Genomic DNA, 25,871 nt, shown 5'->3' on the forward strand with positions numbered 1-25,871 from the left:
TGTTCACCATTTTATCGCACTATAAATTCGCCCATCGCACTGTAAATTCGCGAATAGTTTTCGGGCGAATAGTTTCACGGGTAGCTTCGCGGTGCTTAACCTGTGTGCAAAGTTTATCAGCATTAAGAGCATAAAACGCCGTAAAATACCGCGTTTTAATGCGTTTCATCTTAATGCTTTAGAACGCGCTTAGTATTTTTTCCACACCGTTAAATGATTTCGCTGTCGCTGGCTACTTCTATTATCTAACTGAACATCACTCATAACGTCAGATTCCGTAAGCAATTCACAGTGCACTGCTAATATTTGCTTTAAATGTGTCTCGCTGGTTTGATTTTCACCGTTAGCTTTGAAGCCACCTAGCCATTTCTGCTTAGGGGTCAGTGTTTCTGACCACTGATACGCGCTAGAAAGCAGTAAGATCCCATCTTGATTCAGGCGGCTTAACATTTGATTAATGAATAGTTGCGGATCGTAAAGTACATCAAGCACGCGATGAGCAACAATCAGATCGTAGCCATCAAAATGCGCCTTCAAGTTGTGCCCATCTCCTTGAGTAAAGTGCAGATTGTCATAGCACGCGTTCAGATTGACGTCTTGCAAACCGACTTCTACAAATTGCTGCAGTTCCCCCTCACTAGGTAATGCATAACGTAGCTGACCACGCTTTTTCAGTTGCAAAGCATGCTGAATATGGCGCGCGGTAAAATCTATGCCATCCACCTGCTTGAATATATGACTCAACTCGAAACTTAAGCGCCCAGTGCCACAGCCAATATCTAACGCTTTAGTATTGTTGCATGTTGCGCTGCTTAACAACGTTTGGCAGTGAGATAGCACCTGCTGAATATCATGGTCTTCGTTACCACTGTTAACGCCATATTGATGATGCAGCATTCGACTGATATCAATTTGACTTTCGTAGGGATTGACCGCGGTAATGGGAATATCGTTCTTGTTTGACTCAACGTACCTAAACCCAGCATGCTGGAAGAAGTGCCTTCTAAAGGCATAGCGCGAATCTCTTGTCGCCTCATTGCCGGTAGAAATCCAAGAGCCGCCCTTAATTAGATTATGCTGACCGTCAAATGTTGGAGTCGAAAAGTCATCGTAAAGAGGGTGCACCGCAAAGCCTTCAAAACCGTCTATCGGGCTTTCGGTCCATTGCCATACATTCCCTATCACATCAAAAAAACCGCCTTGAGGGTACAAGTCCACGGGACATGAGGACGCGAAATGCTCAAGATTGATATTACCTGGCGCAGTGTCCCAATAGGGTAAATCGCCCTCTACGGTATCTCTTAGTACTTGCCACTCGGCTTCGGTTGGCAGGCGCACGAAGCCTTGTGACGATTGTGTTTTCCAATTACAAAACGCTTTGGCTTCGAGGTAATTGACTTCAACCGGCCAGCTAGCTGGCAACGGGACCTCGTGGATAAGATTACGCTGGTAATAAGTCCCCTCTCGTAACAACCAAAAACGTGGCATAGTCGCTTGGGTATAATTCAACCAAGCCCTGCCCTCTTCGGTCCATAATTCAGGTGTTTGATAACCACCGGCATCAACAAATTGCAAAAATTCTTGGTTAGACACTAAGGTTTGGCTTGCCTGAAAAGTATCCACTGAAATATCTGAAATTCCATATTCGTTATCCCAGCCATAGGTGTCATTGCTGCTAGGTTTACCTAATCGAATGTCTTGAGGTGGAACACTTACCAACCGATTTTTTTGGTTTTGCGGTTCAACAAATTCGAAATCAGGGCAAGCCGGCCATTGACCATTATCAGTCAGGTATTTTGTGTCGAGCATACGCAAAATGACCGAAGAGGTTTCAATGTGAATACCTTCATGCTCACACCCCATCAGAATAATCCATGCTGGTGAGTTCTGGGTGATTGGCAATGTCAGCGGCATGTCGTCGATAAACTGACTGACCATGGCTCTTACTTTATGTCGGTAGTCGCGTACAGCGCTGACTGTCGGCCACTGGTAATTATCAGGGGATAAATCGTCCCACGACATTTCATCCACACCCACCGCACACGTAGACTCTATATGCGTGTCGACTCGCTCGTCGATAAAATTCCCCAACATTAGTTTGTTAACGTAAAAAACAGCTGTGTGACCAAAATAAAATATAAGTGGATGTCGCAGAGACTCAGGCCTTAAATAGAATGCCGAGTCGTCATTAATCAAGTCAAACAGTGACTCATACAGTGCCCAATTTTGTAGGAAATAACGTTTCAATTCGCTGCGCTTAACAGCAGCATCGGTTCCACTGAGCAAGGGAGGTTTGTTCAGCCTAGGCAGTTGCTCTACTTCTGGTTCAGCGATTGTGTTTAGTCGTTGTGCATGCATATGATTAACTTCTTTAATTATGTGATCAATTTTGGCGAATAACGTCGCAAAAATTGTGTTTGTAGCCAGGTGCCTACTGATTCAAATTGCCCATAAAAGGCCTGTTGGCAATAATAATCCACTTGCTGAGCAAACCATTTCTGCTGAGAAAATAGCGCCAATGCTCCTGATACCACCGACCCATCGCTCTTTTGACTATCATGCAAGGAAGGTGGAAATGCTCGGCTAGAAAAGGCCGGGGGTAATTCATCTTTACGCTGCCAACTCTGAATGGCTTGTAATACATTTAATAGGATAAAGATCATATTTAGATAGGGATCATAAGCAGAGCTCGTTGCCCCAACTCGATGCTCTACTCGCGCCGTCTTTTGCCAGTTATGGCTATAACTCAGTACCTGATTATTGGCTCCGTAGAATAACGGCTCTTGCCCCATAGGTTGGTTGTGCTTGCCCACCTTTTTATACAAGGCGATACTTCCCTGATGACCGCCAGACAACATAAACGGTGAACTCAATTCAGCATCAAGGCCGTAGTCGCTACGCAGGGAGAGACGTTTGAAGGCGTCCTCTTCGGGTAAAAATAACAAACAGCAGTGAAAACTATTGGTCAGCAGATGGTGTTGTATCCACTCACCTAAATTTGAATGCGGTATCAGGTTACTGCCTGTGTTATCGGCCACACTTACATTCATTTGAATTGCATTAGGAATATGAACAGAGCGAGTGTCCGTGGAAAATATTGCGCCAGAACCTGGCACATATCGCCCTTTGTCAGCTGCCCAAGCGACGGGCTTTAGCAAGACATTGCTGGCGCCAAAGCGCCGCATAATAGTCGGTAGCAATTGCATTGCACTGGCTAAATCTTGCGCCTCTTTGAGGGGCGATTGACCGTTAAACAAGGAAACGTATTCCCATTGCTGATGCCAAAATTCTGTTTTCAAGGCACCGTTGATGCCCAAATCCAGCAATGACTGGTTTACTCTCGCAAAGTCTAAAGAATGCTTCGCTGACGCGGTTTCATAGACCCCTTCTAGCTCCACATGCACCAAAGGCGTTAGCCCTAAGTCGGCAAAGCATTGCAACAATTGACGAAGCACTTGCTGGCTGACTTGCTGACTCTGAGATGATACTGCTACCTTTTGCACCGCGGCCCTTTCACTTTAGCTAATACCCTCTTCACAACGGTAATGATGAAAACTATGACTGGTCATTACGGTTAAGGACCGAAAAAGTTTGTCGTTAATTGCATTTTATTATCCAGCCCTGGCTTTGGCGGATTGTTTCTAGTGTGTACGATGATATTTGTATTGCTGGCGGTGTGAATAAATAAACAACCATCAGAACCACTTTTTCCACACCATAAAGCCGCCTAATAAGGCAACAAGCCCCAACATAGAGAAGGTTAAAACATTGAACGCATGCGGGTTATCAATACCGGGTAATCCGCCCACGTTCATGCCAAAAACGCCGGTCAGAAATGACAGAGGCAAGAAAATCGCCGTAACTAGCGACAAAACGTACATCACCATGCCTTGGCGATCGGCAATTCGGTTGCGTACTTCGTCTTGCAATACGATTGCACGTTCACGGGCGAGATCTAAATCTTCTACATAGCGCGTGGCTCTGTCGCTTAGCTCTCTTAACGTAAATGCTTGCTCGGAGTTTAAAAACTGGTTGCTGCGGTACAATGTATCCAGAGCGTCTCGTTGCGGTGCCAAGTAGCGGCGTATTGAGGCAGCTTGTCGACGCACAGTGGACAAACGTTGACGCGCTTTGCTATCCATAGATTCTGATGTTTCAAAATCGACTAGCTCTTCATCTAAAATATCAACCATTTCGCTTATATGGACGACCACTCGCTCAATCACTTCTAGCAGCAAATCACCAGCACTGGTTATTTTAGTACCTTGGTCAATATCATTTTTAACGTCTTGTACTGAATATAATTTTCTATCTTTACGCCTGGCTGACACAATGCCTTTTTCGGTTAGCCACAAGCGCAACGACACCATGTCTTCTGGATCAGCATCAGGGTTAGTATTAATACCGCGTAAGTAAACGACTAAACCACCATCCATACTTAAGGTTTTAGGCCGCGTCTCTAGGGCGATCAGGGAGTCAGCAACGTTTTTCGATAACCCTAGGTCATACATTGTTTGTTCTGCGTCAATCGAGTCCGACTGCAAATGCACCCAAGAAAAGCCCGGTTTATTCTTTGTCGCTTTCAGTCCTGCTAAATCGACAGGGCTGGCCGAGCCGTCCGTAAAATAATACGCCCATAAAAAGCTATCGCGTTGATTTGAGTTCTGTTCTTGCTGATGCTGCATGGTGTCGCTCCCACCGGACGATAAGTGTGGCGAATATAAAGCACCTTTTTATGTATGCAAACTTGTTTTTTACCGTCTCAAGGTTTAAAAAATATTAAAAGGTGTACACTACACAGATTCGGTCGTCACTTCACAAACGACTAGTAACAGTGACTTCAAATCCTGTCAATAAGCTCCATTAATCGTGGGTTTGTTTCATCCACCCTCAGGGTTTAGGCTCAGTATACATTCATTGATTTTCAAGAGATCCACATGAAAATAGCTATTTTATCGCGTAACCAAAATCTATATTCCACCAAACGCCTCAAAGAAGCAGGTGAGAGCTTGGGCCATGAAGTTGATGTTATTGACACCCTTCATTGCTACATGGACATCAGCAGCAATCGCCCGGCCGTTCGCTTTAAAGGGGAAGCACTGCCCTATTACGACGCCATAATTCCGCGCATTGGTGCATCTGTGACGTTTTATGGAACAGCCGTGGTTCGTCAATTTGAAATGATGGGTACTTTTAGTATTAACGAGTCTGTGGCCATTAGCCGTTCTCGCGACAAATTGCGCTCAATGCAGCTATTGTCGCGCAAAGGTATTGGAATGCCACGTACAGGCTTCGCTCGTCAGCCTGACCGTATTGATGATTTGATAAAAAACGTAGGAGGCGCCCCAGTAGTTATTAAATTATTAGAAGGCACTCAAGGCATAGGCGTAGTGCTAGCCGATACGCAGAAAGCCGCAGAATCTATCATTGAAGCGTTCATGGGCTTGAACGCAAATATATTAGTGCAGGAATATATCAAAGAGGCCGGCGGAGCGGATATTCGCTGCTTAGTCGTAGGCGGTAAAGTTGTTGCTGCAATGAAGCGCCAAGCTGCGGCAGGGGAATTTCGTTCAAATTTACACCGAGGGGGCTCAGCCAGCTTAGTACGCCTTTCGCCACAAGAACGTAAAACAGCTATTGATGCAGCAAAAACCATGGGTCTTAACATGTGCGGTGTGGATATCCTTCGTTCAAACAATGGGCCGGTCGTGATGGAAGTGAATTCATCCCCAGGCCTCGAAGGAATTGAAACGGCGACAGGCAAAGATGTTGCTAGCATGATCATCGAATTTATTGTAAAAAATGCCAAGCCAAATAATACCAAGACCCGAGGCAAAGGCTAGACGCCACGGTCCACCGTAGGCGCGCTTTGTTTAAAGCCTGCCAGTGCGCCCATCTTTTAAGAGATACAACGATGCATAGATATTTAAATAAACCCATAGTCGGCACCCTTGAGTTGTGTGACTTACCAGAACTGACGATCCAGTCGTTAAACGTTAGGGTTGATACAGGCGCTACGACCTCATCTCTGCACGTAGACAATATTGAAGAGTTTGAACGTGGTGGCAATATTTGGGTCAGCTTCGACATTCATCCGAATATCCACAATGTGGCTGACATTGTTCGCCGCGAAGCAAAAGTAGAAGCCATCAAGCGAGTCAAAAGCTCAACCGCCACCCTTGAAAAACGCTATACCATTAAAACTGAAATCCAAATGGCCGATTTAACATGGGACATTCAATTGACCCTCACAGATCGCTCTGAAATGACCTATTTGATGTTGCTCGGGCGCGAAGCAATGGCCGGAAAGTTCCTCGTTGACCCTTCACTTGAATATGAACTTAGCGCGGGTTCAGTGAATTAAATCAGTGTATTTATCGACATAGACGAAACAGCGTTTATGTTCGTTAGTTGGCGCTATTTTGTATGAAAGTAACGCCAACCATAAGAAAAATTTACTTTCTTCGATTTGAAATTTTGCAAAATAGCGTTATCCCCTACCTTGATAAACTACCCAGAACATGAACTAACTCGTTGATTTTTAAACTCTATTTAAACTAGCATTTGAGATGGCATTTATTCTGCTCCCGAGACAGCAAATCATTAACCATTGTTGTTGGAGTATCATGCGCAAGTCGTATATTTTTGGGTTATCACTTTTCTTGGTCATACTCTCAGGAACTGTTCACGCTAGAGAGCAAGGGTACGCCATTGACTTTCTAAATGGTGAAGGGAGCACGCAGGGGATCCGTTTGGCATACCGACCTTTCACGCATCAGGTGGCCGAAATACCTTGGCTGGGTAAGGTGGATTTATATTGGGAAGTCAGCGCCAATTTCTGGGAGTACGGAGAGCAAAATAGCCACCAGACAAATTACGCGATATCTCTTTCACCGGTCATATCGAAGCAATTTACTACGTTGTGGGACCAATACCCAGTAAAGTGGGAAGCAGGTATCGGCGTGAGTCTAGTGAAAGATAGAAAATTTGCCGGAAAAGACATTGGCTCTCACTACCAATTCGAAGATAGATTGGGGGTAAAAGTCGAATTTGGACAGAATAACACTTCGTCCTTGGCGCTACGATATATGCACTATTCTAACGGCGGTCTGGGGAGTAAGAATCCTGGAATGGACTTTTTGAACATCGCATACGCAAAATCATTCTGATGAGTAAACAACGTTAACTCATCAGATGGAAATGATAGATACGCCAAGGTGATGTAAACCGACCTTATTGAGAAGCGAACTGATCCCGTCCGTTGGTTTTAGCGAGATACAAACGCCGATCCGCCGTATCAATTAATTCTTGCAGGGTCTTTTTGCCACCGTCACTAGCCGCTATACCGATACTTCCTGTGACCACACCAAAGGGTGAACCCTTGTGTTTAATTCCCAGCTCACGCACACTCGTTAGCAGCTTTGTAGCCACCAGAATTGCACCTGCTATGCCGGTTTCAGGTAGTACAACTGCGAATTCCTCCCCACCGAACCGAGCAACGAAGTCCCCAGGGCGCTCTACAGACTGCTTTAATACCTTGGCCACTAAGCGCAAACAGTCGTCGCCGGCTAAATGGCCATAGTGATCATTGTAATATTTGAAAAAGTCGATATCGAACATCAACAGAGCGAAGAAACTTCCACTGCGTTGGCTCAACTTTTGTTGGCGCAACAGGTACTCATCGAAATAACGCCGATTACTGACTTGGGTTAATCCATCTTGGTAGGCCATACGACGCAGCTCATCCGTTAACTCTTTCAACGCGAGGTGCGACTTAATACGATGATTTAAGGTATTGGCGTTTACCGGCTTGGTTAAAAAATCAACGCCGCCTGCTTCCCAACATTTGTCTTCCGCATCTGAATCACCGTGCCCTGTCACGAATACGATAGGGATATCATGCGTTTCACTTTTTTCTTTTAACGTTTTACAGGCTTCTACGCCGTTGATGTCAGGCATATCCATATCCATTAACACCAGATCAGGGGCGTGCGTCATGCAAAACGCGATCGCTTCTCGCCCAGAGGTGACCGCAAAGACGTTGTATGTATCCGTTAATGTGTTCGATAAAACATGAATATTGATCGGTTCATCATCGACTATTAATATTCGCGCTTTTTCAGCGTTTTTAAGCATTTGACTCACTGTGAAGATAGACGTACGAAGAAATAGATTTAGTTGTTTACATGATTATAGTAAACCGACTGCACTATGCGATTGCAAGCATTACTAATTGATTTTATTGCGTATTTGCGGCACAACTATATACTAAAGTTACATTGACATTAAAGTATTTATAACCATTAACTCAAGTAAGCATGATTAAAAGTGTAATCGCACATGTTGACGGCATTTAGCAGTAAAATTGGCCACCTTATAGGTGTGGTGGCGTAACATTACACTACGGAAAACAATAGTGAAAAACGCCCCACTTGGCCTTTAGTTTAAATCTGAAGATTAAGACTCACAGCTTGGGCTGTTGATATTGAAATCGATCTAATTGGCAGCGAATATTGTAGTGGGTTCTTCACGCGTCGATTTGACATAAACGAAACCCACGAGTAACCTTTTATTACTTGAACATTCGTTCAAAAGATAAAGTACAATCCTTGTGCGGCTCAGGCAATACTTAATCAGCTATTTTATTTCGCTGAAAATCCATATGCGCTATCCATCAAGTGTGTCAGCGGGTCGAAAAGAGATTATGTCAACGAGAGGTAAGCATGGCTAATGTTTCAAAATTCAATAGGACAGACGTGCTTGAAAAAGCCACTCAGTTATTCTGGGAGAGGGGCTATGTAGGCACCTCGACCCGTGAATTACAAAGTGCGCTTGATATGCGACCCGGCAGTATTTATGCCGCATTTGGCAGCAAAGCCGATTTATTCGCTAGCGTACTCAATCATTACGCACAAGCACTGACAGAACAACTGAACACGCAAGTGATGAACAATGCGAACGCTCTACAAGCGTTCCAGCAACTGATCCACGACCTGGTGTTATGTCCAAATAGCACTAGACCGAGCGAAATGTGCATGCTGGCTAAAACGCTGGCAGAGCTCGATGAAAGCCATCGTGAAATATTGAGTTTGGTACGCACTTTACTCAATCAAGTCGAGGCCAAGTTTGCAGACGTGTTTACTAAAGCAAAAGAGCAAGGTCAATTACCAGCTAACACCGATGTCGTCGCAACGGCCAGAACTCTGCAGATAAGCATTATCGGTTGGCGTTCTTATCTCAAAGCGACAAGAGACACTCAAGTTGTGGAGCAGCAAATTGAGCAGCTTTTTCAGCAGCTCACCCATCCTATACACTGACATTGTATTTTGCCTTAGGCACTGAGTGAGTCCAGCTCAGTGCAGGGATTTGCGTTCGTTTAACGCTATATTCTTTCATTTTGTCTTTATTTTTTGTGCTTTAACGTCACTTTCACCCTCATTTACACTGCAACAGTCCACTATTGTCTAATAGCACTTACGGCCCATCCTTCGTAAAGTTTTACCTTGGCCAAAATAGTAATCATTACTAATGGCAAACACTGTAGTGCGCAGGGTGCACTACAAAACACAAAGCGAACACAAGTCGTCGTTCGCTCGAAATAGATAAAAGGGATGTTCCATGGACTCATTCGAAAATCAGTTGCAAACTTTCTACGATAAAGCGATCACGCTTGGCACCGAGTACGGCGGCCAACTTATATTAGCCATCGTTGTTTTAGTGGTTGGCCTGTGGGTAATAGGTAAAGTCAGTAATGCCGTTAGGCGCCACGCAGTTAAAGGGCTACCTGATGAAACTCTCGCCCAATTTTTGACTAATATATTTGAGGTCGTTCTCAAAGTACTTCTTGTCATTAGTGTGGCATCAATGGTGGGTATCGAAACCACTTCATTTGTGGCGATATTGGGTGCCGCAGGTTTGGCAGTCGGCTTCGCTCTGCAAGGCAGTTTATCTAACTTCGCAGGCGGCGTGATGATCCTCATCTTCCGTCCTTTCAAAGTAGCGGATTATGTTGGTGCGCAGGACGTTGAAGGGGTTATTTTAGATATCGGTATTTTTGTTACCACATTTGAAACGTTTGATAAGCGCATCATCATTGTACCAAACGGGCCTTTAGCCAATGGCAATATTACTAATTACACCGCTAGCAGCATAAGAGCAGTGGAAATATCTATCGGTATCTCATATTCAGATGATATCGCCAAAGGTAAAGAAGCGATGGAACAAGCCATCATGAACGACCCCCGCGTTCTCAAAGAAGAAGGCAATGTGGTCGCTGTGGTCGACTTAGGATCGAGTTCGGTTGACTTCTTAGTGCGTGCATTCGTTAAAACGGATGACTACTGGTCACTGTTTTTTGATATACGCCCGATGCTTAAATCTGCTGTAGAAGAAGTGGGCTTAACCATTCCATTCCCTCAGCGAGATGTGCATATCATTCAAGAAAACAGTTAACAGGTATTATTAGCTAAAAAGTTAGACTGGATGCTGAACAAAAACAGCACGTAAAAAAGGGTTACACATTTGTGTAACCCTTTTTTTTTTGCTAAATAAAAAGGCCGCTAACGCCCTAGAAAGAAGGCGTAGCGACAACACACAAAACTATTTTGAAGGTAACATTGAAAGCAACATTGAAAATAACATTGAAAGTAATGTTGCTAACCGCAAATTAGGCAACCGCTTGTTCCAGTATTGCGCGACTTTCAGTCAGCGTAATTGCTTGGTTTTCGCCTAACGCTTTCATACCGTGAGCTTCAAGTTGTGACACAACAGCATCTACTGCCTGTGCTTTGTCACCATTATGCTCGGTCAGTTGAGTAGCCACGTCCAAGTTATGATAGAAGGCTTCGATAGCTGAAATGGTGCGTTCTGCTAGATCATCTGATTCAGTCAGACCAAACACATTTCTACCCATTTGCTCTAATTTCGCTTTTTTCGCACCCAATTGGTTACGCAATAATGATGGCTGAACAATGGCCAATGAACGAGCGTGATCTACGCCGTACAAAGCGGTCAACTCATGACCAATCATGTGTGTAGCCCAATCTTGAGCGACACCAGAGCCAATTAAACCGTTCAATGCTTGATTAGCTGACCACATTAAATTGGCACGCCATGCATCGTCCTGTTTATCAAAATTATCGCCCAGAGTTTTCAAGGCTTTAAGCAATGCTTCAGCGTAGCCATCTTGTACCAGCGCTCCCGCATTGAAGGTCAGATATTGCTCACAAGTATGAACCCATGCATCGACTAAACCATTAACTAACTGGCGCTGAGGTAATGTTTTCATTACGTCTGGGTCCATTACCGCGAATTTTGGTTGAACTGCAGGTGCCATAAACGCAAGCTTCTCTTGGGTGGCAGCTTTACTGACAACCGAGCCTGAATTTGACTCAGACCCAGTAGCAGGCAAAGTCAGCACTGCACCTAAGGGTAACGCTGAGGTGACTTTATGCTTTCCTTGAAGAATATCCCAACCTTCGCCGTCATAAATTGCAGCCGCTGCGATATATTTAACTCCATCAATAACAGAGCCACCACCAACGCCGAGTACGAAATCAACGTTCTGTTCTTTAGCGATTGCAACGGCTTTATCAAGCACTTCAATTGTCGGGTTAGCACCCACTCCTGAAAACTCTAGCCAATCGTGCTCCTCAAGGGCTGCAACAACCTGATCGTATACGCCATTGTTTTTAATTGAGCCGCCACCATATACCACCAGCACTTTTTGCGCTTTTGGGATAAGTGCACCCAAAGACGCAATTTGTCCTTGACCGAATTGAATTTTTGTTGGGTTTACATAACTAAATTTCATCGTATTTTCCTCATCTTTGTGATTAATTTGGCTAACGTTCTTAGCCAATATCGGTGGCTCTCTCACCAGACAGTAAATGTATAATATAGACAGAACATCCAGTATAAAAGAGCAAATAACGCCAAAAGCTTGCCTAAAACTATCAAGTGGTATAATTTAAACTCTTAACGAGTTTAGAGAGAAAAATATGGGCATTTTGGTCGATGCGATCCACGTTTTCGCGGAAAAAGCCGGATTACTCAACCTTGAGGGGCACGTTGAAACAGCACTGTCTGGAGTGCGTTTCTTTCGCGCGAGTAAGGGGAGTCCGAGGCAACCACTGGTTTATCAGTCTGGCATTATCATAGTGGTGCAAGGTAGAAAGGTGATCCATTTTCCAGATCACCACATTCAATATGGTGCGGGCGACTACCTAGTACTCGGGGTGCCAATGCCATTGGAATGTGAAGCCTTTGTGGACAATGGTCTGCCTATCATGGGGTTGTCTATAGATGTTAAGCCCGCGTTATTACATCAACTAGTTAATCATATGCAGCAGCACCAACGATATACCCAAAGCGAGCCATGTAGCCAAATAAGTTGCGCCCAAGCGGCTAAAGTAGACGCGCCCTTGGAGCACACAATTCAGCGCTTACTAGCGGTACTGGCAAATCCTGTTGAAACTGATATTTTTGGGGCAGATGTGGTCAAGGAATTGGTATACAGAGTGTTATGTGGTCCACAAGGAAAGACCCTATTTGGTCTCGCTCAGCACGATGGCCACTACGCAAGAGTCGCAAGGGCGCTAGCGTCTTTACACGCTAATTACGCCAGTCCTATAACGGTAGAAACCCTAGCTGATGACGTCAACATGAGTGTATCGGCCTTTCACCGAGCGTTTAAGCAAGTGACGTTTGAGTCACCTTTGCAATATTTAAAGAAAGTGCGTTTAGTCAAAGCAAAAGATTTGATCACAGCCAATGGCAGTCGCGCTAACGAAGCGGCATTTCAAGTCGGTTACACCAGCGCATCTCAGTTTAGCCGCGAATTCAAACGCCATTTTAATCAGTCACCAAGTGAAGTATCAATGAGTGCCTAATGCAGCTGTATGGTAAACATTGACCCTAATGCTCGGCTCTGGGCACGATGCTTGCCTAGCAGAACTATCAAGTAACAGCCAATTTACTCGGTGAGCCAAGCCTACAGGGTGCCCCTGCGTCATATCAAAACAATCAGTGGGTGTCTGTGCATCAAGCAAAATGAGTCCATTTGGGTGAGATTTTTGCCAGCGCCACGCTGCCTGTACTTGAAGTTCAGTTGGCATGTGATAGCCAAAATGAGTCACATTATAGGGTGAAAAAAGAATAAATTGCTCGGAGAAATTCACTAGCGCCAGAGGTCTACTTTTAGGTGCCAACAACTCCATTTTCGCAAAAACATTTTTGGGCGTTTTAACGTCATTCAAGAGCGTATATCCCCATGTAGAATAACCCATCCATAGCACAGGTATAAACAGCAACCAACTGCACGATAGACTCACCCGATACTTCCTTACCATCAACAGAAAAGCGCATATCAGTACGCCTACTATGCCCATGGTGAGCAAAAAACCCCAAGGCTCAATTGAGTGTTTAATGCTGAGTTTGCTGGTAAATGTTGTATCAAAAAGTCCTGCTAAACCAAAGGTTAATAGCGCCAGTGACAATAACAAAACAACCGAATAAACAAGACCATTTACGATTTTACTGCGCATAATCTGGGGTAAGTATGGCGCAGTGATTAACGCGAGCATAGGCAAGGCAGGCAAGATGTACACGCCACGTTTGCCTGGACTTATACTGAAAAAAATCAATAACAACACGACCCAACCCAGTATCAAAGTAATCCGCCAGTCCCCCTCTTTTATCGCCCTCACCCAAGGCGTGATAAGCCATGGAAAAAAGAGACATAAAGGTAACCAAAAAACTGGGATAACATTGGTTAGGTAATACCAAAATGGCTTTAAATGGTGCCAAGAATCCGCGTAGCGGGTAACCGTTTGCTTGAATAGAATATTGTCTCGATAGGCATCGAAAAGCGGGTTCTGTTGAACATCTACCCAATAAAGCATGGGTAAGACCCATAGCCCGATGCACCCTAACATCACCACAGGCCCTAGCAGCCAATGCCATGTCAATCCCCTTACAGGGCTTGACCTATATGTTTGCTGACTAAACCGAAGCGCGGTAAATGGTATCAGCATGAGCAGTGGTAGAAATCCTACCCCCTTAGTAATAATCCCCAAGCCCATAAAGCACCACGCTAGAAAATACCAAGACCAGCGACCGTTGAGCAGCAAAAAACGTAATAAACCATAACACCCCATGGTAATAAAGCAGCAAACCAAAGCATCAATTTGAGCTGTTTTCGCTTGTAGGGTGAATTGCAATGTAGCAAGCAACAACAAACCTGCATACCAACCAATTTGCTCAGACCACAGCCTGCGACCAATATCGTAGGTCAGTAAAACCGTCACTATCCCAGCGATCGCACTGGGTAAAAGGAAAGCCAGTTTCACCGAGCCTAACAGCGCGTAAAATAGGGCGATACACCACATGAATATCGGTGGTTTGTCTGGGTAAAGCTCACCGCCACGCATGGGGAAAAACCATTGACCTGAGTCGACCATCTCTTTGGCTATTAACGCAAAGCGTGGTTCATCCGCAGGCCAGGGATCTCGCAAACCCAAGCCGACTAGGATCAAAGAACAGGAAATGGTCAGTAACCAAATAAGATTAAAAGTACGGTCCTGACCTGAAATGAAATTCTGCCGGCTAAATAACCTAGGGAAAGCACTTATCATACGGTTAATCTCTCAGCGAATAGCTTAAGCACGAACCGGCTCACTATCCGGTGAAGCCGCTTTTACTTGAATAAGTTTTGAGTGCTTGTATTGCTTATACAAACGCACACTTAACGCAGTTGATATGCAAAATAGCAGCACACTCAAGCCGATTTTCCAGATAGACAACACCACTATGCCCTTGCCCATTAAGGCGAAAATAGCCATTTGCGGAATATAACCAATTGCCGAGCCCATTAGAAAGTGACGTGCTTTTACGTCAGTCACACCAGCGAGTATATTCGTTAATAGATTATTGCCTGCGGGTAACAGCCTAATGACGATGGTTTTGGCCATTGGTTTGTCTTTTAAGAAATCGTTTACGCGAAAAATCTGCTGTGCATAACGGCGTTTGATAAACGGCCTAAGTAAAAAGCGAGAGATAAAAAAACACAGCGTGCAGCCAATTACTGCGCCCGCAACGGATAACAGTGTGCCTTGCATGAAGCCAAAAGCGTAGCCGCCTAAAAATGCCATCACTTGACGGGGGCAACCAATCGCCATTGCACCAGCGCTGAAAATGATGAAATACCCCACACCTAATGCGCCATTGTTACGAATGGCTGAGTCAATCCATTGTCGATTAAAGCTGTCAAACAAGGGCAAGGTGCTGATTAGGCCGCCTAAAGTGGCGCAAACTAGTAGAAACAGTAATCCTTTTTGCAGTGCTTTCGAAGCAAACAGTGAGTATATTTTTTGGTACATCAACTAATCCAAATATTCTGGTACTTTGACCCTACGTTGTAGCCATAGTACTCCAAAGATATCGACGATCCCCACTTGAAGACGTCCCAGCATATTGTACTTCGATTCTCCGGCTTGACGGTCTCGATGATTTACTTCAATCACAATCACTTGGCCATGTATTCTTTTCACCAAGGCCGGAATATAGCGGTGCATATGATCAAAGTACGGTAGTTTCATGAAGGTATATTTGGGTATGATTTTCAAACCGCAGCCGGTATCAGGCGTGCCATCCCCTAATAGGCGAGCACGCACACCATTGGCCACTTTAGATTGGAAACGTTTCCATGGGGTGTCTTTGCGTTTGCGGCGATACCCCGCGACACAATAATCGGAGCCTTGAACAACACTTCGTGCAGCGCTTAATAACGTTGGAATATCCGCTGGATCATTCTGGCCATCTGCATCCATGGTCACGATAAGTTCACCACAGGCGGCTTTCACCCCACTCATAATGGCTGTACTTTGTCCCACACTAACTTTGTGTCTTACCGGTTGAATGCAGTCAAAACCCGCATCAATGATTCTATACAATTCATTTATCGTGCGATCATCACTTCCATCATCTACATAGACAATTTCGAATTCAGCCACACCGCCAAGTACATCGATAATTTCATGGATAAGTGGCGCAACATTTTGCGCCTCATTTTTTGCAGGAATAACAACAGACAATTCCATTTTACACTACCAAATATAAGCCGCCAAAGTAGAGTTCACGTCAGATGAAACGCTATCTCATCGATGGCAGTTCGGGCATGCCCAAATTAATCAATAACTAAGTGTATTGTTTAATTCTTAAGGAATTATTAACGCCATGAAATGCTTATGTGTAACGCCACCGAAAATATTACGCCGCCACTTTTAAATAACGTTGAATTGTTTCACTGCCATTGTTGGCATGAATAGGTTTGAAAATAAAACCTGAAATACCATGGGCCTGGCAAGATTTCACTAATAATTGATCGGTAACAGAGGAAAGCATCACGATTGGCACATCAGAACCCAAGCGGCGGATTTCGGCTAAGGCTTGATCTCCATTGAGCTCATTCATCACCACATCCATGAAAATGAAATCAGGCGGGTTACTTTTTACCATTTCAACCGCGCCCTTACCATCATCTGCCTCAACGACATTGGTGTAGCCCAATTTATGTAAGAAGCGTGAAAGCGCTTTGCGGATCATGGCGCTGTCGTCCACCAGTAAGATACGACTGTCTTTGGCTAAGTCAACATCATGGGGGTTTTCGATCCCCACACTTTCTTCACGTTTAATACCGCCTTCGCGATAATCGACACTTCGTACCAATAAATTAAAATAATATCGCCCCACTCCCTCAATGGAAATAGGTACGGTGACCACTTGTTGAACACCTTTGAGGTACTTGTCCATCTGACTTAAGTCTTCAACAAAATAAGGGCTGGAAAATCCATACTCTAAGCTATAACGACTATGTAAATCGGTAGAACGGCCGACTATGGTATTCCCCCATTCAGCCAAAGCGTTACGAAGATCGTCAGTCATTTCTTGGTGGTCATATTTCTCGTCGAACATACTCTGGCAAACGGAGTTTCCGATAGAGATAGCCGTTTCTGGATAATGATGCATCATGATTACCCCGTCTAAGTTCCCCGTTACCTCAGAGCAAACGGCGTAGCCTTTGAAACGAAAATCTTCCACGCTATCCATGAAAGCTTCGCCAGCAGTCCCCGTCAGGTTGGTCATAGCCTTCAGGCTAGCGAGAGATTCATTAATGAAGGGATAAAGGATTACCTTATAAATAGTGTCGACTGACATAGTACATCTCTTATTATTGTTATTTTTGATTGAGTGAACAGCAAACTACTAAAGCTGGGGGGAATTTGCAAGAATGTTAAATGCTTGAAAGATCATTGTTAAGCCAAGTACATGAGATACGTACGAGACAAAGCCGGATGAGGACCGTCTATCACACTAAATGTGTACAGTGCAGGGAGGATAAAGCGGCGCGCATCGACTAATACACGCCATATTAAGGTTTTGAGGGTTATAGTTTAGTTTAGCTTGGCATCGAAGCTAACACCGCTTCAGGGTGTATAGGTAAATCTCTCACCCGAGCACCCACCGCATTAAATATCGCATTTGCAATTGCTGGTGCAACAGCAATTAGCCCAGGTTCACCTAAGCCCGTTGGAAACTCGGTATTCTGCACGAAACTAATATCCAGTTCAGGTAGGTTATTCATTCTAAGCGGTGAGTAGGTATTAAGGTTGGTATCCTTCACTTGGCCGTTTTCAAAAGCGGTTCCTTCGAACAGCGCTAAGCTCAATCCCCATAGCATAGAGCCTTGGGTCTGTGCCAACGCCCCATCAGGGTGAACAACTGTGCCGCAATCAAGTATGCCAGTTAATTTATGCACTTTTACTGCACCTGATTCAACGTCAACCTCTACATGAGCAACACACGCTCCCCACGTGGGCATATCTCGCTCTTGCCCTGATGATATCGCTATTCCCATTCCTTGATTTGTAGGTAATGTCTGTCCCCAATTCGCCTTGCTACGAATATCTGTTAATACTTTGGCTAAACGCTTTGCGCCACCAACAGATACGGGTGCTTCTCCAGCATTTTTTCCGCTGGCATCAAGCATAGATAAGCGAAAATCGATGGGATCCACATTTTGCTTGTGGGCTATTTCATCCATAAACGACTCTACCGCCCAACCTGTCCAGCCGGGACCTACTGCGCGCAGCCAGCCTGGCACAAAGGTTTTTTGTGCTAATGGGTTATTAATCGCACGCACGCGGTGATTTTTCAGGGTATACCAGTGATCAGCACCTGCAATTGAAAATGGGTCAAATTTGCCTTTTTTATCCACGCCTTCAGGCATGAACCCAGGCGCCATGGCAAGCGTCGGCCAGCCAGCAGCTGCGCCATGCTCAATACCTAGCAGTTTATCGTCGGCATCCCAGTATGCATTCATTTGTTGCACAGACGGTGAGCGCACGCAGTCAAAACGTGTATCGTCTTCGCGGGTAAAAACCAACTTCACTGGCTTACCAAGCGCTTTTGCGGTAAGCGCCGCAGGAACCATATAATCCCCAGCAAGGCGACGACCGAATCCCCCTCCGAGGTAATACTGATGAATAATAACGTTGTCATCAGTCATACCAACGGCTTTTGCAACAACGGGTAAAAATAACGACTGCCACTGGTTACCACAATGCACATGGCAGATACCGTCTTTAAACTCTACTGCGGCGTTGACTGGTTCCATAGTAAAATGCAGCACAGAGGACGTTTTATATATTGACTCAAGAGATGTTTTTGCGTCTTTTGCTGCACTAGCAATGTCCCCTTTATCCACCACCAGCGTGCCCGAGGTTTTATCTTTAGCTAATGCTTCCCCTTGGCTAATGATGTCCTGCTCATTGACGTTTGCTGTCTCGCCGACATCATATTCAACCTTAATCGCATTGCCCGCTTTAACAGCACCGAAATAGGTGTCTGCTAGTACTGTTACCCAGCCCTGAACCGTATCGCTTGGGTCTTGGAGTATTTCATAGCCTTGATACCCTTTTACCGATTTAGCCAAACTGTCATCGACACTCTTCACTTTGCTGCCGTGACGGGTCGGAGGAATGACCGGGCGCGCATAAACCATGCCTTCAAGTTCAATATCGATACCGTATTGTGCTGTGCCATTGGTTTTGGCTGGGATATCAAGTGCCTGGCTGGATTTCGCAATTAACTGACGACTAGCAGGGCTCTTAGGTTTGAACTCTGCGAGTTCATCAGCACTAAAGGTACGCTCAATATTGCCATTTTTGACTACGTCGGCGAAGCTTATCGACTTATCACCCGCCACGACTTGACTGTTTTTGGTTGTACAATCTTGCGGTTTAACGCCCAATAATGTCGCCCCCGCCTCGATGAGTACTGTACGCCCTGCTGCACCTGCTTGCGACATGGGAACATACGTTTGAAATACTGACCAAGAGCCACCGGTGACCATGTATCCCCATTTGGGATCCGTATCCACATGCTTAATTTCAACATTGTCCCAATCTGCCCCTAGCTCATCAGCGACGATACGGGCTATTGCTGTGCCAACATGCTGGCCCATTTCAGCTCGGGCAATATTTACCAGAATTTGGCCATCAGTGTTTATTTCAAACCATACTGTCGGGCTAAATGATTTCGCTGCTAATTGCTTTGAGGCTCCGCCAGTGGCGACTTCAAGGGCATTAATACTAGGTGCAAAGGCCATAAGTAAGCCGCTGCCAACTGAGCCAATCAGAAAACTACGACGGCTATGCTCAACCTTATCTTTGCGTAATCGGGTCATATTAGCTTACTCCCTGCGCTTCGCGTTTAGGGTTGTATATTTGCACCACGGAATCTGATTGTGACGCAACGTCTTGGATGGCTTCTTTGATGCGGGCGTAGGTCATGCAACGGCATAAATTACCGCTCATGTAAGCCTCTATTTCTTCTTCACTGGGGTCAGCATTGGTCGCAAGTAAACCTGCGGCTTGCATGATTTGCCCGGATTGACAATAACCACACTGAGGCACTTGATGCTCTACCCACGCTTTTTGCAGTGGGTGCTTGTTTTCCAAGCCTTCAATGGTATGTATTTCAGCATTAGCAATTGCACTAATGGGCAGTGAACAAGAACGGACAGGTGAACCGTTGAAATGCACGGTACATGCTCCGCACATCGCGATCCCGCAACCAAACTTGGTGCCTTTTAAGCCGAACTCGTCTCGTATAACCCAAAGCAAAGGCGTATCAGCCTCAGCATCGGTTGTGATTTTTTTTCCGTTTAATGAAAATTCAATCATGATGAATACCTGTTTGATTAATATTAATGTGTTGGTCCTACTACCCGGTATATCTTGTTTACGTCAATCTAAGCGCTTAGATCACGCATCAAACGGATAGTTAAAGTGTAGTGTAAGGTTGGGTCTCTTAACCAAGAAAGCATCGACAACCTATTAATATGCTGTGATGCGTTACAGCAACTCCATACATGATTGCCCAGTGGTAAATTACTTTCTGGAATTGGTATTAGTCTCGCTTAAGAAGATTTATCAATGAGTGTAAAAAAGCCACTTTAAAGTGGCTTTAATCCATTCAATTTAAGCAAGTTAAGCGTTAAATTTTTCCGTCAAAATCTGCTGCACAGTGGCGCTCAGGCACTTGTGTTTCAGGCTCACCCCAAGTGCGATTTACCATCAATCCACGTTTAACAGCCGGACGTTCAGCTATTTCATTCGCCCAGCGAACGAGATGAGTATATTCATGAGTTTGCAAAAACTCAGCCGCTTCGTAAACCACGTTACGTACTAGCGCACCATACCAAGGCCAAATTGCCATATCAGCGATCGTGTATTCATCGCCCGCAATAAACTTGTTGTGGGCTAATTGCTTATCAAGTACATCTAACTGACGTTTTACTTCCATCGCATAACGGTCAATGGGGTATTGATATTTTTCTGGAGCATAGGCATAGAAGTGTCCAAAGCCCCCACCTAAAAATGGCGCGCTGCCCATCTGCCAAAATAGCCAATTCATACATTCGGTGCGTCCCGCTGGATCTTTGGGTATGAATGCGCCGAATTTTTCCGCCAAATGAAGCAGAATAGAGCCTGACTCAAATATTCTGGTCTCTGGAGTCGTAGTGGTGTCAATTAATGCCGGGATCTTTGAATTTGGATTGATGTCTACGAAGCCGCTACCAAATTGATCGCCGTCACCGATATTAACCGGATACGCATCGTACTCAGCGCCGCTGTGGCCTGCTTCAAGTAGCTCTTCAAACATGACCGTGACTTTCACACCGTTCGGCGTAGCCATCGAATGCAGCTGAAAAGGATGCTTGCCTCGAGGAAGCGTCTTATCAAAACGAGCGCCTGCACTAGGTCGATTAATATTGGCAAATTTCCCGCCATTCTCAGCGTCAAAAGACCATATTTTTGGAGGGGTATACGTAGGATCAGACATAATTTGAGTTTCCTCGGCTGTTTTGATGAGTCTCAATAGTTAATTGGGACTGACAGTGTAAAACCAAGCGTTAGCCTAATGGGTTTTTGTACCTTATGGAACAAAAGATGTAACAACATCTGAATTTAGGGCATAAAAAAACCCGCGAGAAGCGGGTTTAGAAGGACGATAGAAACACTAAGCGTTTGCAGGTTGCTCTGCCGCTTGCTCTTTAGTGATGGCATCACCTACGCGCAACTGTAAGTTTTGAATCGCCTTGTCCGTATTGTTCGACAAGTGAACCAAACGATTAAGCTGACCAAGTGACATAAGGACTGCATACGCTGCCCCTAGGAAACCACTTTTATGTAGCTCAACCACTTGCTCTTCACTAAGATCTTGCAGACGTTTTTCGCTCACACTGAACATGCCAGTAATATTGCGCTTTTCGCCATTAGCGTAGTTAACTAATAATTCGATTGGATCGAGTAAATCTAGCTCAACCAATTTTTTAATGAAACGTTGTGTTGCCATTTCGCTGTTTGCTAATTCAGAAAGCAACTGCTGGCGGTTTTCTAAAAACGGGCTCGGCTCGCCTTCAGCGGTGAAAACTGGCTCACCGTCGTCTGTAATAAGTGCGCTGTTTTCGTCGAAGAATACGCCTAACTTCTCACCATCAGGACGCACGTCAAACGGGTAACGTTGAATATTCATAGGCAGACAATGTACTTGCCATTTACCTTCATGAACGAAAAGGTTTGAGCCTTTTTCAGTTCCCAACATAGCCACAGAATGGAAGTTCTCAGAATTTGGATCTTTTACAAAAACAACCGGCATTACGCTAGCTAGTTGAGCGTATTCACGGATTGATGCCGCAGCAATATGGGCTTCTTTTGCATAGCCGAAGTCGTGCTGAAGGTTGATTTTTAGATCTTTATGTTTCTCTTTATCAAGAGGGATGTAGCTGATTGTCATAGAGGATATCTCTTACTTTAATGTTCAAAACTGGTTGCTTTTAATAGCCAATTAGCAAACCGACTGATTCGGTAAATTCTGCTATACAGGTACAAAAAAATGGCTCAAGGCCATTATATATGCAGTCCCTAATGCTAATGTCACAACAGCAAGTATCTTTTATTTATTGAGTGATGTCACGAATGTAAATGAAATATAGTTAAATTGTTCATACACTTGTCAAAGCCGCTACAAAAGCAGGCAACATGCTCTTTATCTTGCTGAAACAAGGCGCCACAGATGATGAAGCGCCTCGAATAAGCTTAAGCTATCACATCTGCGGCGGGACTAACATCTTTACGTACACTGCTAATATATTCCTGCAATTTAGCCTCTGCTTCATCACCGAATAATATTTCACAGGCCTCACGTAAGCCCGGCGCATTAAGAATATCTTCTTGTCGCACCACCAAAGAAATTTTCGAACGTCGACGCAGAAAATCTTCAAGTTTAGTGACCATTTCACGCTGGGCAGCGTGCTCTATTTCAACCCGTAAATACTCTGAGTTTTCAATCAGTAGCTCTGCCTTATGTGGATTCTCCCGAATCGCTTCAAGCATGTTGATGGCGTTTCGCCCATAACGGCGCCAAAAGCGCGACGTTAGCGGCTCAGAAGAAGTTGCAGGTGTTAAAGCATCAAAGTTCATTAACTTGGCACGGTGAAAGAATTCATCGCGCACAGTATCATCTGGCTCGCCATACCATTTGAAATCGGCATAGGGCAGATCGATACCAAACTCTTTTACAATGCCGGCTACTTCATCGCCCACATTGATGCAATCAGTGAGTTTGCCACCGAAAATAGACATGTATTTGTGCTGAGCGTTTTGGTCAATCGCATGTTTGCGTGACAATTGTACCCAATCAGCTTTTCCGCCAGAGCCTTTAATCGCTAATGGACGCACACCACAACGCTCGGCAATAACATCATCTTTGGTTAATGGCTTATCAAGCGCTAGAAGCTTATTAACGTTGTCGAGTACAAATTGGCGGTCAGCCTCTGTGACATGTGCATAAGGGTTGTCTACCTGCGTATCCGTGGTACCTATACAGGTCTTTGGCCCCATTGGGATAACGAAAAACAAGCGCCCATCATCGGCAAAGAAGGTAAGTACCTTGTTGCTGTCGGTTACTTTATCCACTATTAAGTGAATACCTTTTGAGAAGACATGATGATGATCCGTCTTTTCTTCATTCAATTCATTTAACGGGTCAACGAACGGCCCTGCTGCGTTGATTAGGACCTTAGACGTTATCTCAAACTCTTCGCCAGTGATGCCATCTTTTGCTTTTGTTACCCACATATCATTTTCGCGAGTTGACCCAAGTGACTCAACATAGTTTGCCGCAATACATCCATAACTCATACTTGAGCGAATAAAATTGAATACAAAACGTGCATCATTGTCTTGCAGATAGGCATCAGAGTATTCAAAGCCACCGGTGACATTTTGGGTATTGATCACGTTTTCTAGCGACTTGATTTTACCGCCCGTGAGGTAGTTAGGCATTTTAGTAAACAGTCGGCCCATTACCCAGTACAGTAAGGTGCCCATGTATATGAAGGCAGGTGGAAAACGAAAGCCTTTTTGAATACTGGTCAAGAAACGGATTTCTTTCACTGTAGACGGGTAACTGCGCATTAAATGATTACGACTTTTACATAACTTGTTGACCAAACCATATTCGTAACTTTCAAGATATTTAATGCCACCCCAGGCTAAATTTGAAGAGTTAGAACTGGTAAAGCCCGCGAAATCACCTTTATCAATCAACGCGACCTTCACACCTTTAGCAGCGAGTGCCGCCGCGGCCACGGCGCCATTAATGCCGCCGCCAATGATCAATGTGTCAAATGTCCCTTTCGGCAATTTACGGATGTTACTCTTTCTCAGGTTGTTCATTTCTCTTCCGATAATTAAATTTAATTTATGCGTTATTTTGCTGCTTCGAGGCCGTCGTTACTGCCCCAGGCTAATTTTGCTCGTTGTCCTAATACAAAACGATTAATGAACAATGCGAAGCTGATGCATGACACTAAAGTGATTGGCATAAGATGGATGTAGTGCAACGTCGTATACACAGGCGAGAAATCGAAAGTCAGTGAGCCGTAAAGCAATACGCCGAATATCACAGCGGCAATGCCCGCTCGTGCATCAACATCTTTGAACACCAATCCAACTACGAATATTGACAATATTGGCATACTTAATAAACCATTTAACTGTTGCAACAAGTTAATGATACTGTCGGCTTGCTGGTAAATAGGTACCAGTACCAAGGACAATATTGTCAACATAGCCGTTACCCAGCCACTTAAGCGCACTACGTTAGGGTTATCGTTAACGTATGCCTCATGAATATCACATACGTATAAAGCCGTCGCTGAGTTCAATAAACTGTTGTAGGTTGAAAGTACGGCCGCAGCCATCGCCGCTGCAAACACACCAGTTAGCCACAATGGCATAACATCGCCAACGATACGTCCGTATGCAGCATCACCGATATCGCCATACAGTTTGAACGACACAATACCTGGTAGAACGATAATTGCCGGAACAATTAGGATACGAATTGCAGCTGCTGCGAACACACCTTTTTGCGCCTCTTTTACATTGGGTGCAGCCATAGCGCGCTGGGTAATTGTTTGGTTGGTGCCCCAGTAATACATTTGAATGAATATCATGCCGGTAAGCAGTGTTGGCCAAGGTAACGGTGAGTCAGGGCCGCCCACTAAAGTTAAACGCTCTGCAGGAATGCCTGTAAAGTCGAAGTCGATAGCAGCAAGAGATAAGAACACCACTAACACTGCCATGGTAAGTAATAATACACCTGAATAAGTATCAGACACTGCTACCGCACGTAAACCGCCGAAAATAGCGTACACAGCCCCCAGCGCAGCAAACGCAATAGCGATATACATGAGTGGAATATCAACATTGAACATGGTTTGCATAAACAACGAGCCGGAATAAATGACCGCAGGCATGTATATCAACGCATTACCTAGAAAAAACAACATCCCAATCACTGCACGTATATGTTTGTTTTTATATCGTTTTTCCAACAGTTCTGTGGTCGTTGTACAATTGTATTTGTAATAAATGGGGATAAACACTTTAGCCAAAATAATCAAACCAATAACCGCGGCAAATTCCCACCATGCAAGCAAGGCCATTTGGTTGCCGTTCATGCCAACAAGTTGGTCGGTACTCAAGTTAGTTAAAGTGATAGAGCCCGCAACAAACATCCACGTTAAACCACCACCAGCTAGAAAGTACTCCTTATTTTGGCTTTGCTGGTTATGTCCATGTCCACGGCACTTCAAATACGTTAACAAGCCAATTATGCCCGTAACCAATGCGAATACTGCCGCTTGAACCATATTTTCTGACATCTGATATTTCCTCTGTAATCATGCTGTGTGTACATTGATTACTATTTATGTGCTTGATAATCCGCTGTATACCACC

At 44.6% G+C, this 25,871-nt stretch carries 21 protein-coding genes; 6 read left to right on the forward strand and 15 right to left on the reverse strand.

Annotated features, from left to right (window positions below):
- Nucleotides 1-189: 189 nt before the first annotated feature.
- From ovoA to PATL_RS18780, 3 genes are all read right to left on the reverse strand, one after another.
- Entirely contained in the window at nt 190-2,358 is a 2,169-nt protein-coding gene (ovoA, locus tag PATL_RS18770) for a 5-histidylcysteine sulfoxide synthase (RefSeq protein WP_011576387.1), read from the reverse strand.
- A 17-nt stretch (nt 2,359-2,375) separates the two neighbouring features.
- Nucleotides 2,376-3,503, reverse strand: coding sequence for a hypothetical protein (locus tag PATL_RS18775; RefSeq protein ID WP_011576388.1), 1,128 nt, complete (start codon nt 3,501-3,503; stop codon nt 2,376-2,378).
- Between the two features lie 192 nt (nt 3,504-3,695).
- Entirely contained in the window at nt 3,696-4,685 is a 990-nt protein-coding gene (locus PATL_RS18780) for a zinc transporter ZntB (protein ID WP_011576389.1), read from the reverse strand.
- A 252-nt stretch (nt 4,686-4,937) separates the two neighbouring features.
- Here PATL_RS18780 and rimK point away from each other — a divergent pair, with 252 nt between their 5' ends.
- From rimK to PATL_RS18795, 3 genes are all read left to right on the forward strand, one after another.
- Entirely contained in the window at nt 4,938-5,843 is a 906-nt protein-coding gene (rimK, locus tag PATL_RS18785) for a 30S ribosomal protein S6--L-glutamate ligase (protein ID WP_011576390.1), read from the forward strand.
- A gap of 71 nt (nt 5,844-5,914) precedes the next feature.
- Entirely contained in the window at nt 5,915-6,364 is a 450-nt protein-coding gene (locus PATL_RS18790) for an ATP-dependent zinc protease family protein (RefSeq protein WP_011576391.1), read from the forward strand.
- A 262-nt stretch (nt 6,365-6,626) separates the two neighbouring features.
- A complete protein-coding gene (locus PATL_RS18795; protein ID WP_011576392.1) occupies nt 6,627-7,169 on the forward strand; it encodes an acyloxyacyl hydrolase in 543 nt (180 codons plus the stop codon).
- Nucleotides 7,170-7,233: 64 nt separating this feature from the next.
- Here the strand turns inward: PATL_RS18795 and PATL_RS18800 are convergent, their stop codons facing one another.
- Complete coding sequence (locus PATL_RS18800; protein WP_011576393.1) at nt 7,234-8,136, reverse strand: GGDEF domain-containing response regulator; 903 nt, start codon at nt 8,134-8,136, stop codon at nt 7,234-7,236.
- A gap of 587 nt (nt 8,137-8,723) precedes the next feature.
- Between PATL_RS18800 and PATL_RS18805 the strand changes: the two genes are divergently transcribed.
- Both PATL_RS18805 and PATL_RS18810 read left to right on the forward strand, forming a co-directional pair.
- Entirely contained in the window at nt 8,724-9,317 is a 594-nt protein-coding gene (locus PATL_RS18805; protein WP_011576394.1) for a TetR/AcrR family transcriptional regulator, read from the forward strand.
- A gap of 301 nt (nt 9,318-9,618) precedes the next feature.
- Nucleotides 9,619-10,452: a mechanosensitive ion channel family protein gene (locus PATL_RS18810; RefSeq protein WP_011576395.1), complete on the forward strand. Its 834-nt coding sequence runs from the start codon at nt 9,619-9,621 to the stop codon at nt 10,450-10,452.
- A gap of 214 nt (nt 10,453-10,666) precedes the next feature.
- Here PATL_RS18810 and PATL_RS18815 read toward each other — a convergent pair whose 3' ends face one another.
- A complete protein-coding gene (locus PATL_RS18815) occupies nt 10,667-11,812 on the reverse strand; it encodes an iron-containing alcohol dehydrogenase (protein WP_011576396.1) in 1,146 nt (381 codons plus the stop codon).
- Nucleotides 11,813-11,999: 187 nt separating this feature from the next.
- Here PATL_RS18815 and PATL_RS18820 point away from each other — a divergent pair, with 187 nt between their 5' ends.
- The gene (locus PATL_RS18820) at nt 12,000-12,890 is read left to right on the forward strand and encodes an AraC family transcriptional regulator (RefSeq protein ID WP_011576397.1); all 891 of its coding nucleotides are present in this window, start codon (nt 12,000-12,002) and stop codon (nt 12,888-12,890) included.
- Here the strand turns inward: PATL_RS18820 and PATL_RS18825 are convergent.
- The 10 genes from PATL_RS18825 to PATL_RS18870 form a co-directional block, all read right to left on the reverse strand.
- Complete coding sequence (locus PATL_RS18825; protein WP_011576398.1) at nt 12,876-14,633, reverse strand: ArnT family glycosyltransferase; 1,758 nt, start codon at nt 14,631-14,633, stop codon at nt 12,876-12,878. The genes PATL_RS18820 and PATL_RS18825 overlap by 15 nt on opposite strands.
- Before the next feature lie 24 nt (nt 14,634-14,657).
- Complete coding sequence (locus tag PATL_RS18830; RefSeq protein WP_011576399.1) at nt 14,658-15,377, reverse strand: TVP38/TMEM64 family protein; 720 nt, start codon at nt 15,375-15,377, stop codon at nt 14,658-14,660.
- A 3-nt stretch (nt 15,378-15,380) separates the two neighbouring features.
- Nucleotides 15,381-16,097: a glycosyltransferase family 2 protein gene (locus PATL_RS18835; RefSeq protein ID WP_011576400.1), complete on the reverse strand. Its 717-nt coding sequence runs from the start codon at nt 16,095-16,097 to the stop codon at nt 15,381-15,383.
- Between the two features lie 169 nt (nt 16,098-16,266).
- Nucleotides 16,267-17,214, reverse strand: a complete 948-nt coding sequence (locus PATL_RS18840; RefSeq protein ID WP_011576401.1) for a response regulator — start codon at nt 17,212-17,214, stop codon at nt 16,267-16,269.
- 241 nt (nt 17,215-17,455) lie between these two features.
- A complete protein-coding gene (locus tag PATL_RS18845) occupies nt 17,456-19,744 on the reverse strand; it encodes a xanthine dehydrogenase family protein molybdopterin-binding subunit (protein WP_011576402.1) in 2,289 nt (762 codons plus the stop codon).
- Nucleotide 19,745: 1 nt separating this feature from the next.
- Nucleotides 19,746-20,243 (reverse strand): (2Fe-2S)-binding protein, encoded by a 498-nt coding sequence (locus PATL_RS18850; RefSeq protein WP_011576403.1) that lies wholly within the window; start codon nt 20,241-20,243, stop codon nt 19,746-19,748.
- A gap of 313 nt (nt 20,244-20,556) precedes the next feature.
- Nucleotides 20,557-21,405, reverse strand: coding sequence for a glutathione-dependent disulfide-bond oxidoreductase (gene yghU / locus PATL_RS18855; protein ID WP_011576404.1), 849 nt, complete (start codon nt 21,403-21,405; stop codon nt 20,557-20,559).
- A gap of 177 nt (nt 21,406-21,582) precedes the next feature.
- Entirely contained in the window at nt 21,583-22,359 is a 777-nt protein-coding gene (locus PATL_RS18860; protein WP_011576405.1) for a SapC family protein, read from the reverse strand.
- Between the two features lie 302 nt (nt 22,360-22,661).
- A complete protein-coding gene (locus tag PATL_RS18865; RefSeq protein ID WP_011576406.1) occupies nt 22,662-24,302 on the reverse strand; it encodes a glycerol-3-phosphate dehydrogenase/oxidase in 1,641 nt (546 codons plus the stop codon).
- A 32-nt stretch (nt 24,303-24,334) separates the two neighbouring features.
- Nucleotides 24,335-25,795 carry an SLC5 family protein gene (locus PATL_RS18870; protein WP_011576407.1) on the reverse strand — a complete coding sequence of 487 codons (1,461 nt, stop codon included), beginning with the start codon at nt 25,793-25,795 and terminating at the stop codon, nt 24,335-24,337.
- Between the last annotated feature and the right edge of the window lie 76 nt (nt 25,796-25,871).

The organism is Paraglaciecola sp. T6c (genome assembly GCF_000014225.1).
Taxonomy (GTDB): Bacteria; Pseudomonadota; Gammaproteobacteria; order Enterobacterales; family Alteromonadaceae; genus Paraglaciecola; species Paraglaciecola atlantica_A.

What these genes read in the sequence shown, in the direction of transcription:
- PATL_RS18870 (WP_011576407.1), bottom strand. Translation starts at nt 25,795, where the DNA reads ATGTCAGAAAATATGGTTCAAGCGGCAGTATTCGCATTGGTTACGGGC.
- PATL_RS18860 (WP_011576405.1), bottom strand. Translation starts at nt 22,359, where the DNA reads ATGACAATCAGCTACATCCCTCTTGATAAAGAGAAACATAAAGATCTA.
- PATL_RS18790 (WP_011576391.1), top strand. Translation starts at nt 5,915, where the DNA reads ATGCATAGATATTTAAATAAACCCATAGTCGGCACCCTTGAGTTGTGT.
- PATL_RS18850 (WP_011576403.1), bottom strand. Translation starts at nt 20,243, where the DNA reads ATGATTGAATTTTCATTAAACGGAAAAAAAATCACAACCGATGCTGAG.
- PATL_RS18805 (WP_011576394.1), top strand. Translation starts at nt 8,724, where the DNA reads ATGGCTAATGTTTCAAAATTCAATAGGACAGACGTGCTTGAAAAAGCC.
- PATL_RS18865 (WP_011576406.1), bottom strand. Translation starts at nt 24,302, where the DNA reads ATGAACAACCTGAGAAAGAGTAACATCCGTAAATTGCCGAAAGGGACA.
- PATL_RS18840 (WP_011576401.1), bottom strand. Translation starts at nt 17,214, where the DNA reads ATGTCAGTCGACACTATTTATAAGGTAATCCTTTATCCCTTCATTAAT.
- ovoA (WP_011576387.1), bottom strand. Translation starts at nt 2,358, where the DNA reads ATGCATGCACAACGACTAAACACAATCGCTGAACCAGAAGTAGAGCAA.
- PATL_RS18795 (WP_011576392.1), top strand. Translation starts at nt 6,627, where the DNA reads ATGCGCAAGTCGTATATTTTTGGGTTATCACTTTTCTTGGTCATACTC.
- PATL_RS18825 (WP_011576398.1), bottom strand. Translation starts at nt 14,633, where the DNA reads ATGATAAGTGCTTTCCCTAGGTTATTTAGCCGGCAGAATTTCATTTCA.
- PATL_RS18800 (WP_011576393.1), bottom strand. Translation starts at nt 8,136, where the DNA reads ATGCTTAAAAACGCTGAAAAAGCGCGAATATTAATAGTCGATGATGAA.
- PATL_RS18845 (WP_011576402.1), bottom strand. Translation starts at nt 19,744, where the DNA reads ATGACCCGATTACGCAAAGATAAGGTTGAGCATAGCCGTCGTAGTTTT.
- PATL_RS18815 (WP_011576396.1), bottom strand. Translation starts at nt 11,812, where the DNA reads ATGAAATTTAGTTATGTAAACCCAACAAAAATTCAATTCGGTCAAGGA.
- rimK (WP_011576390.1), top strand. Translation starts at nt 4,938, where the DNA reads ATGAAAATAGCTATTTTATCGCGTAACCAAAATCTATATTCCACCAAA.
- yghU (WP_011576404.1), bottom strand. Translation starts at nt 21,405, where the DNA reads ATGTCTGATCCTACGTATACCCCTCCAAAAATATGGTCTTTTGACGCT.
- PATL_RS18810 (WP_011576395.1), top strand. Translation starts at nt 9,619, where the DNA reads ATGGACTCATTCGAAAATCAGTTGCAAACTTTCTACGATAAAGCGATC.
- PATL_RS18820 (WP_011576397.1), top strand. Translation starts at nt 12,000, where the DNA reads ATGGGCATTTTGGTCGATGCGATCCACGTTTTCGCGGAAAAAGCCGGA.
- PATL_RS18835 (WP_011576400.1), bottom strand. Translation starts at nt 16,097, where the DNA reads ATGGAATTGTCTGTTGTTATTCCTGCAAAAAATGAGGCGCAAAATGTT.
- PATL_RS18780 (WP_011576389.1), bottom strand. Translation starts at nt 4,685, where the DNA reads ATGCAGCATCAGCAAGAACAGAACTCAAATCAACGCGATAGCTTTTTA.
- PATL_RS18830 (WP_011576399.1), bottom strand. Translation starts at nt 15,377, where the DNA reads ATGTACCAAAAAATATACTCACTGTTTGCTTCGAAAGCACTGCAAAAA.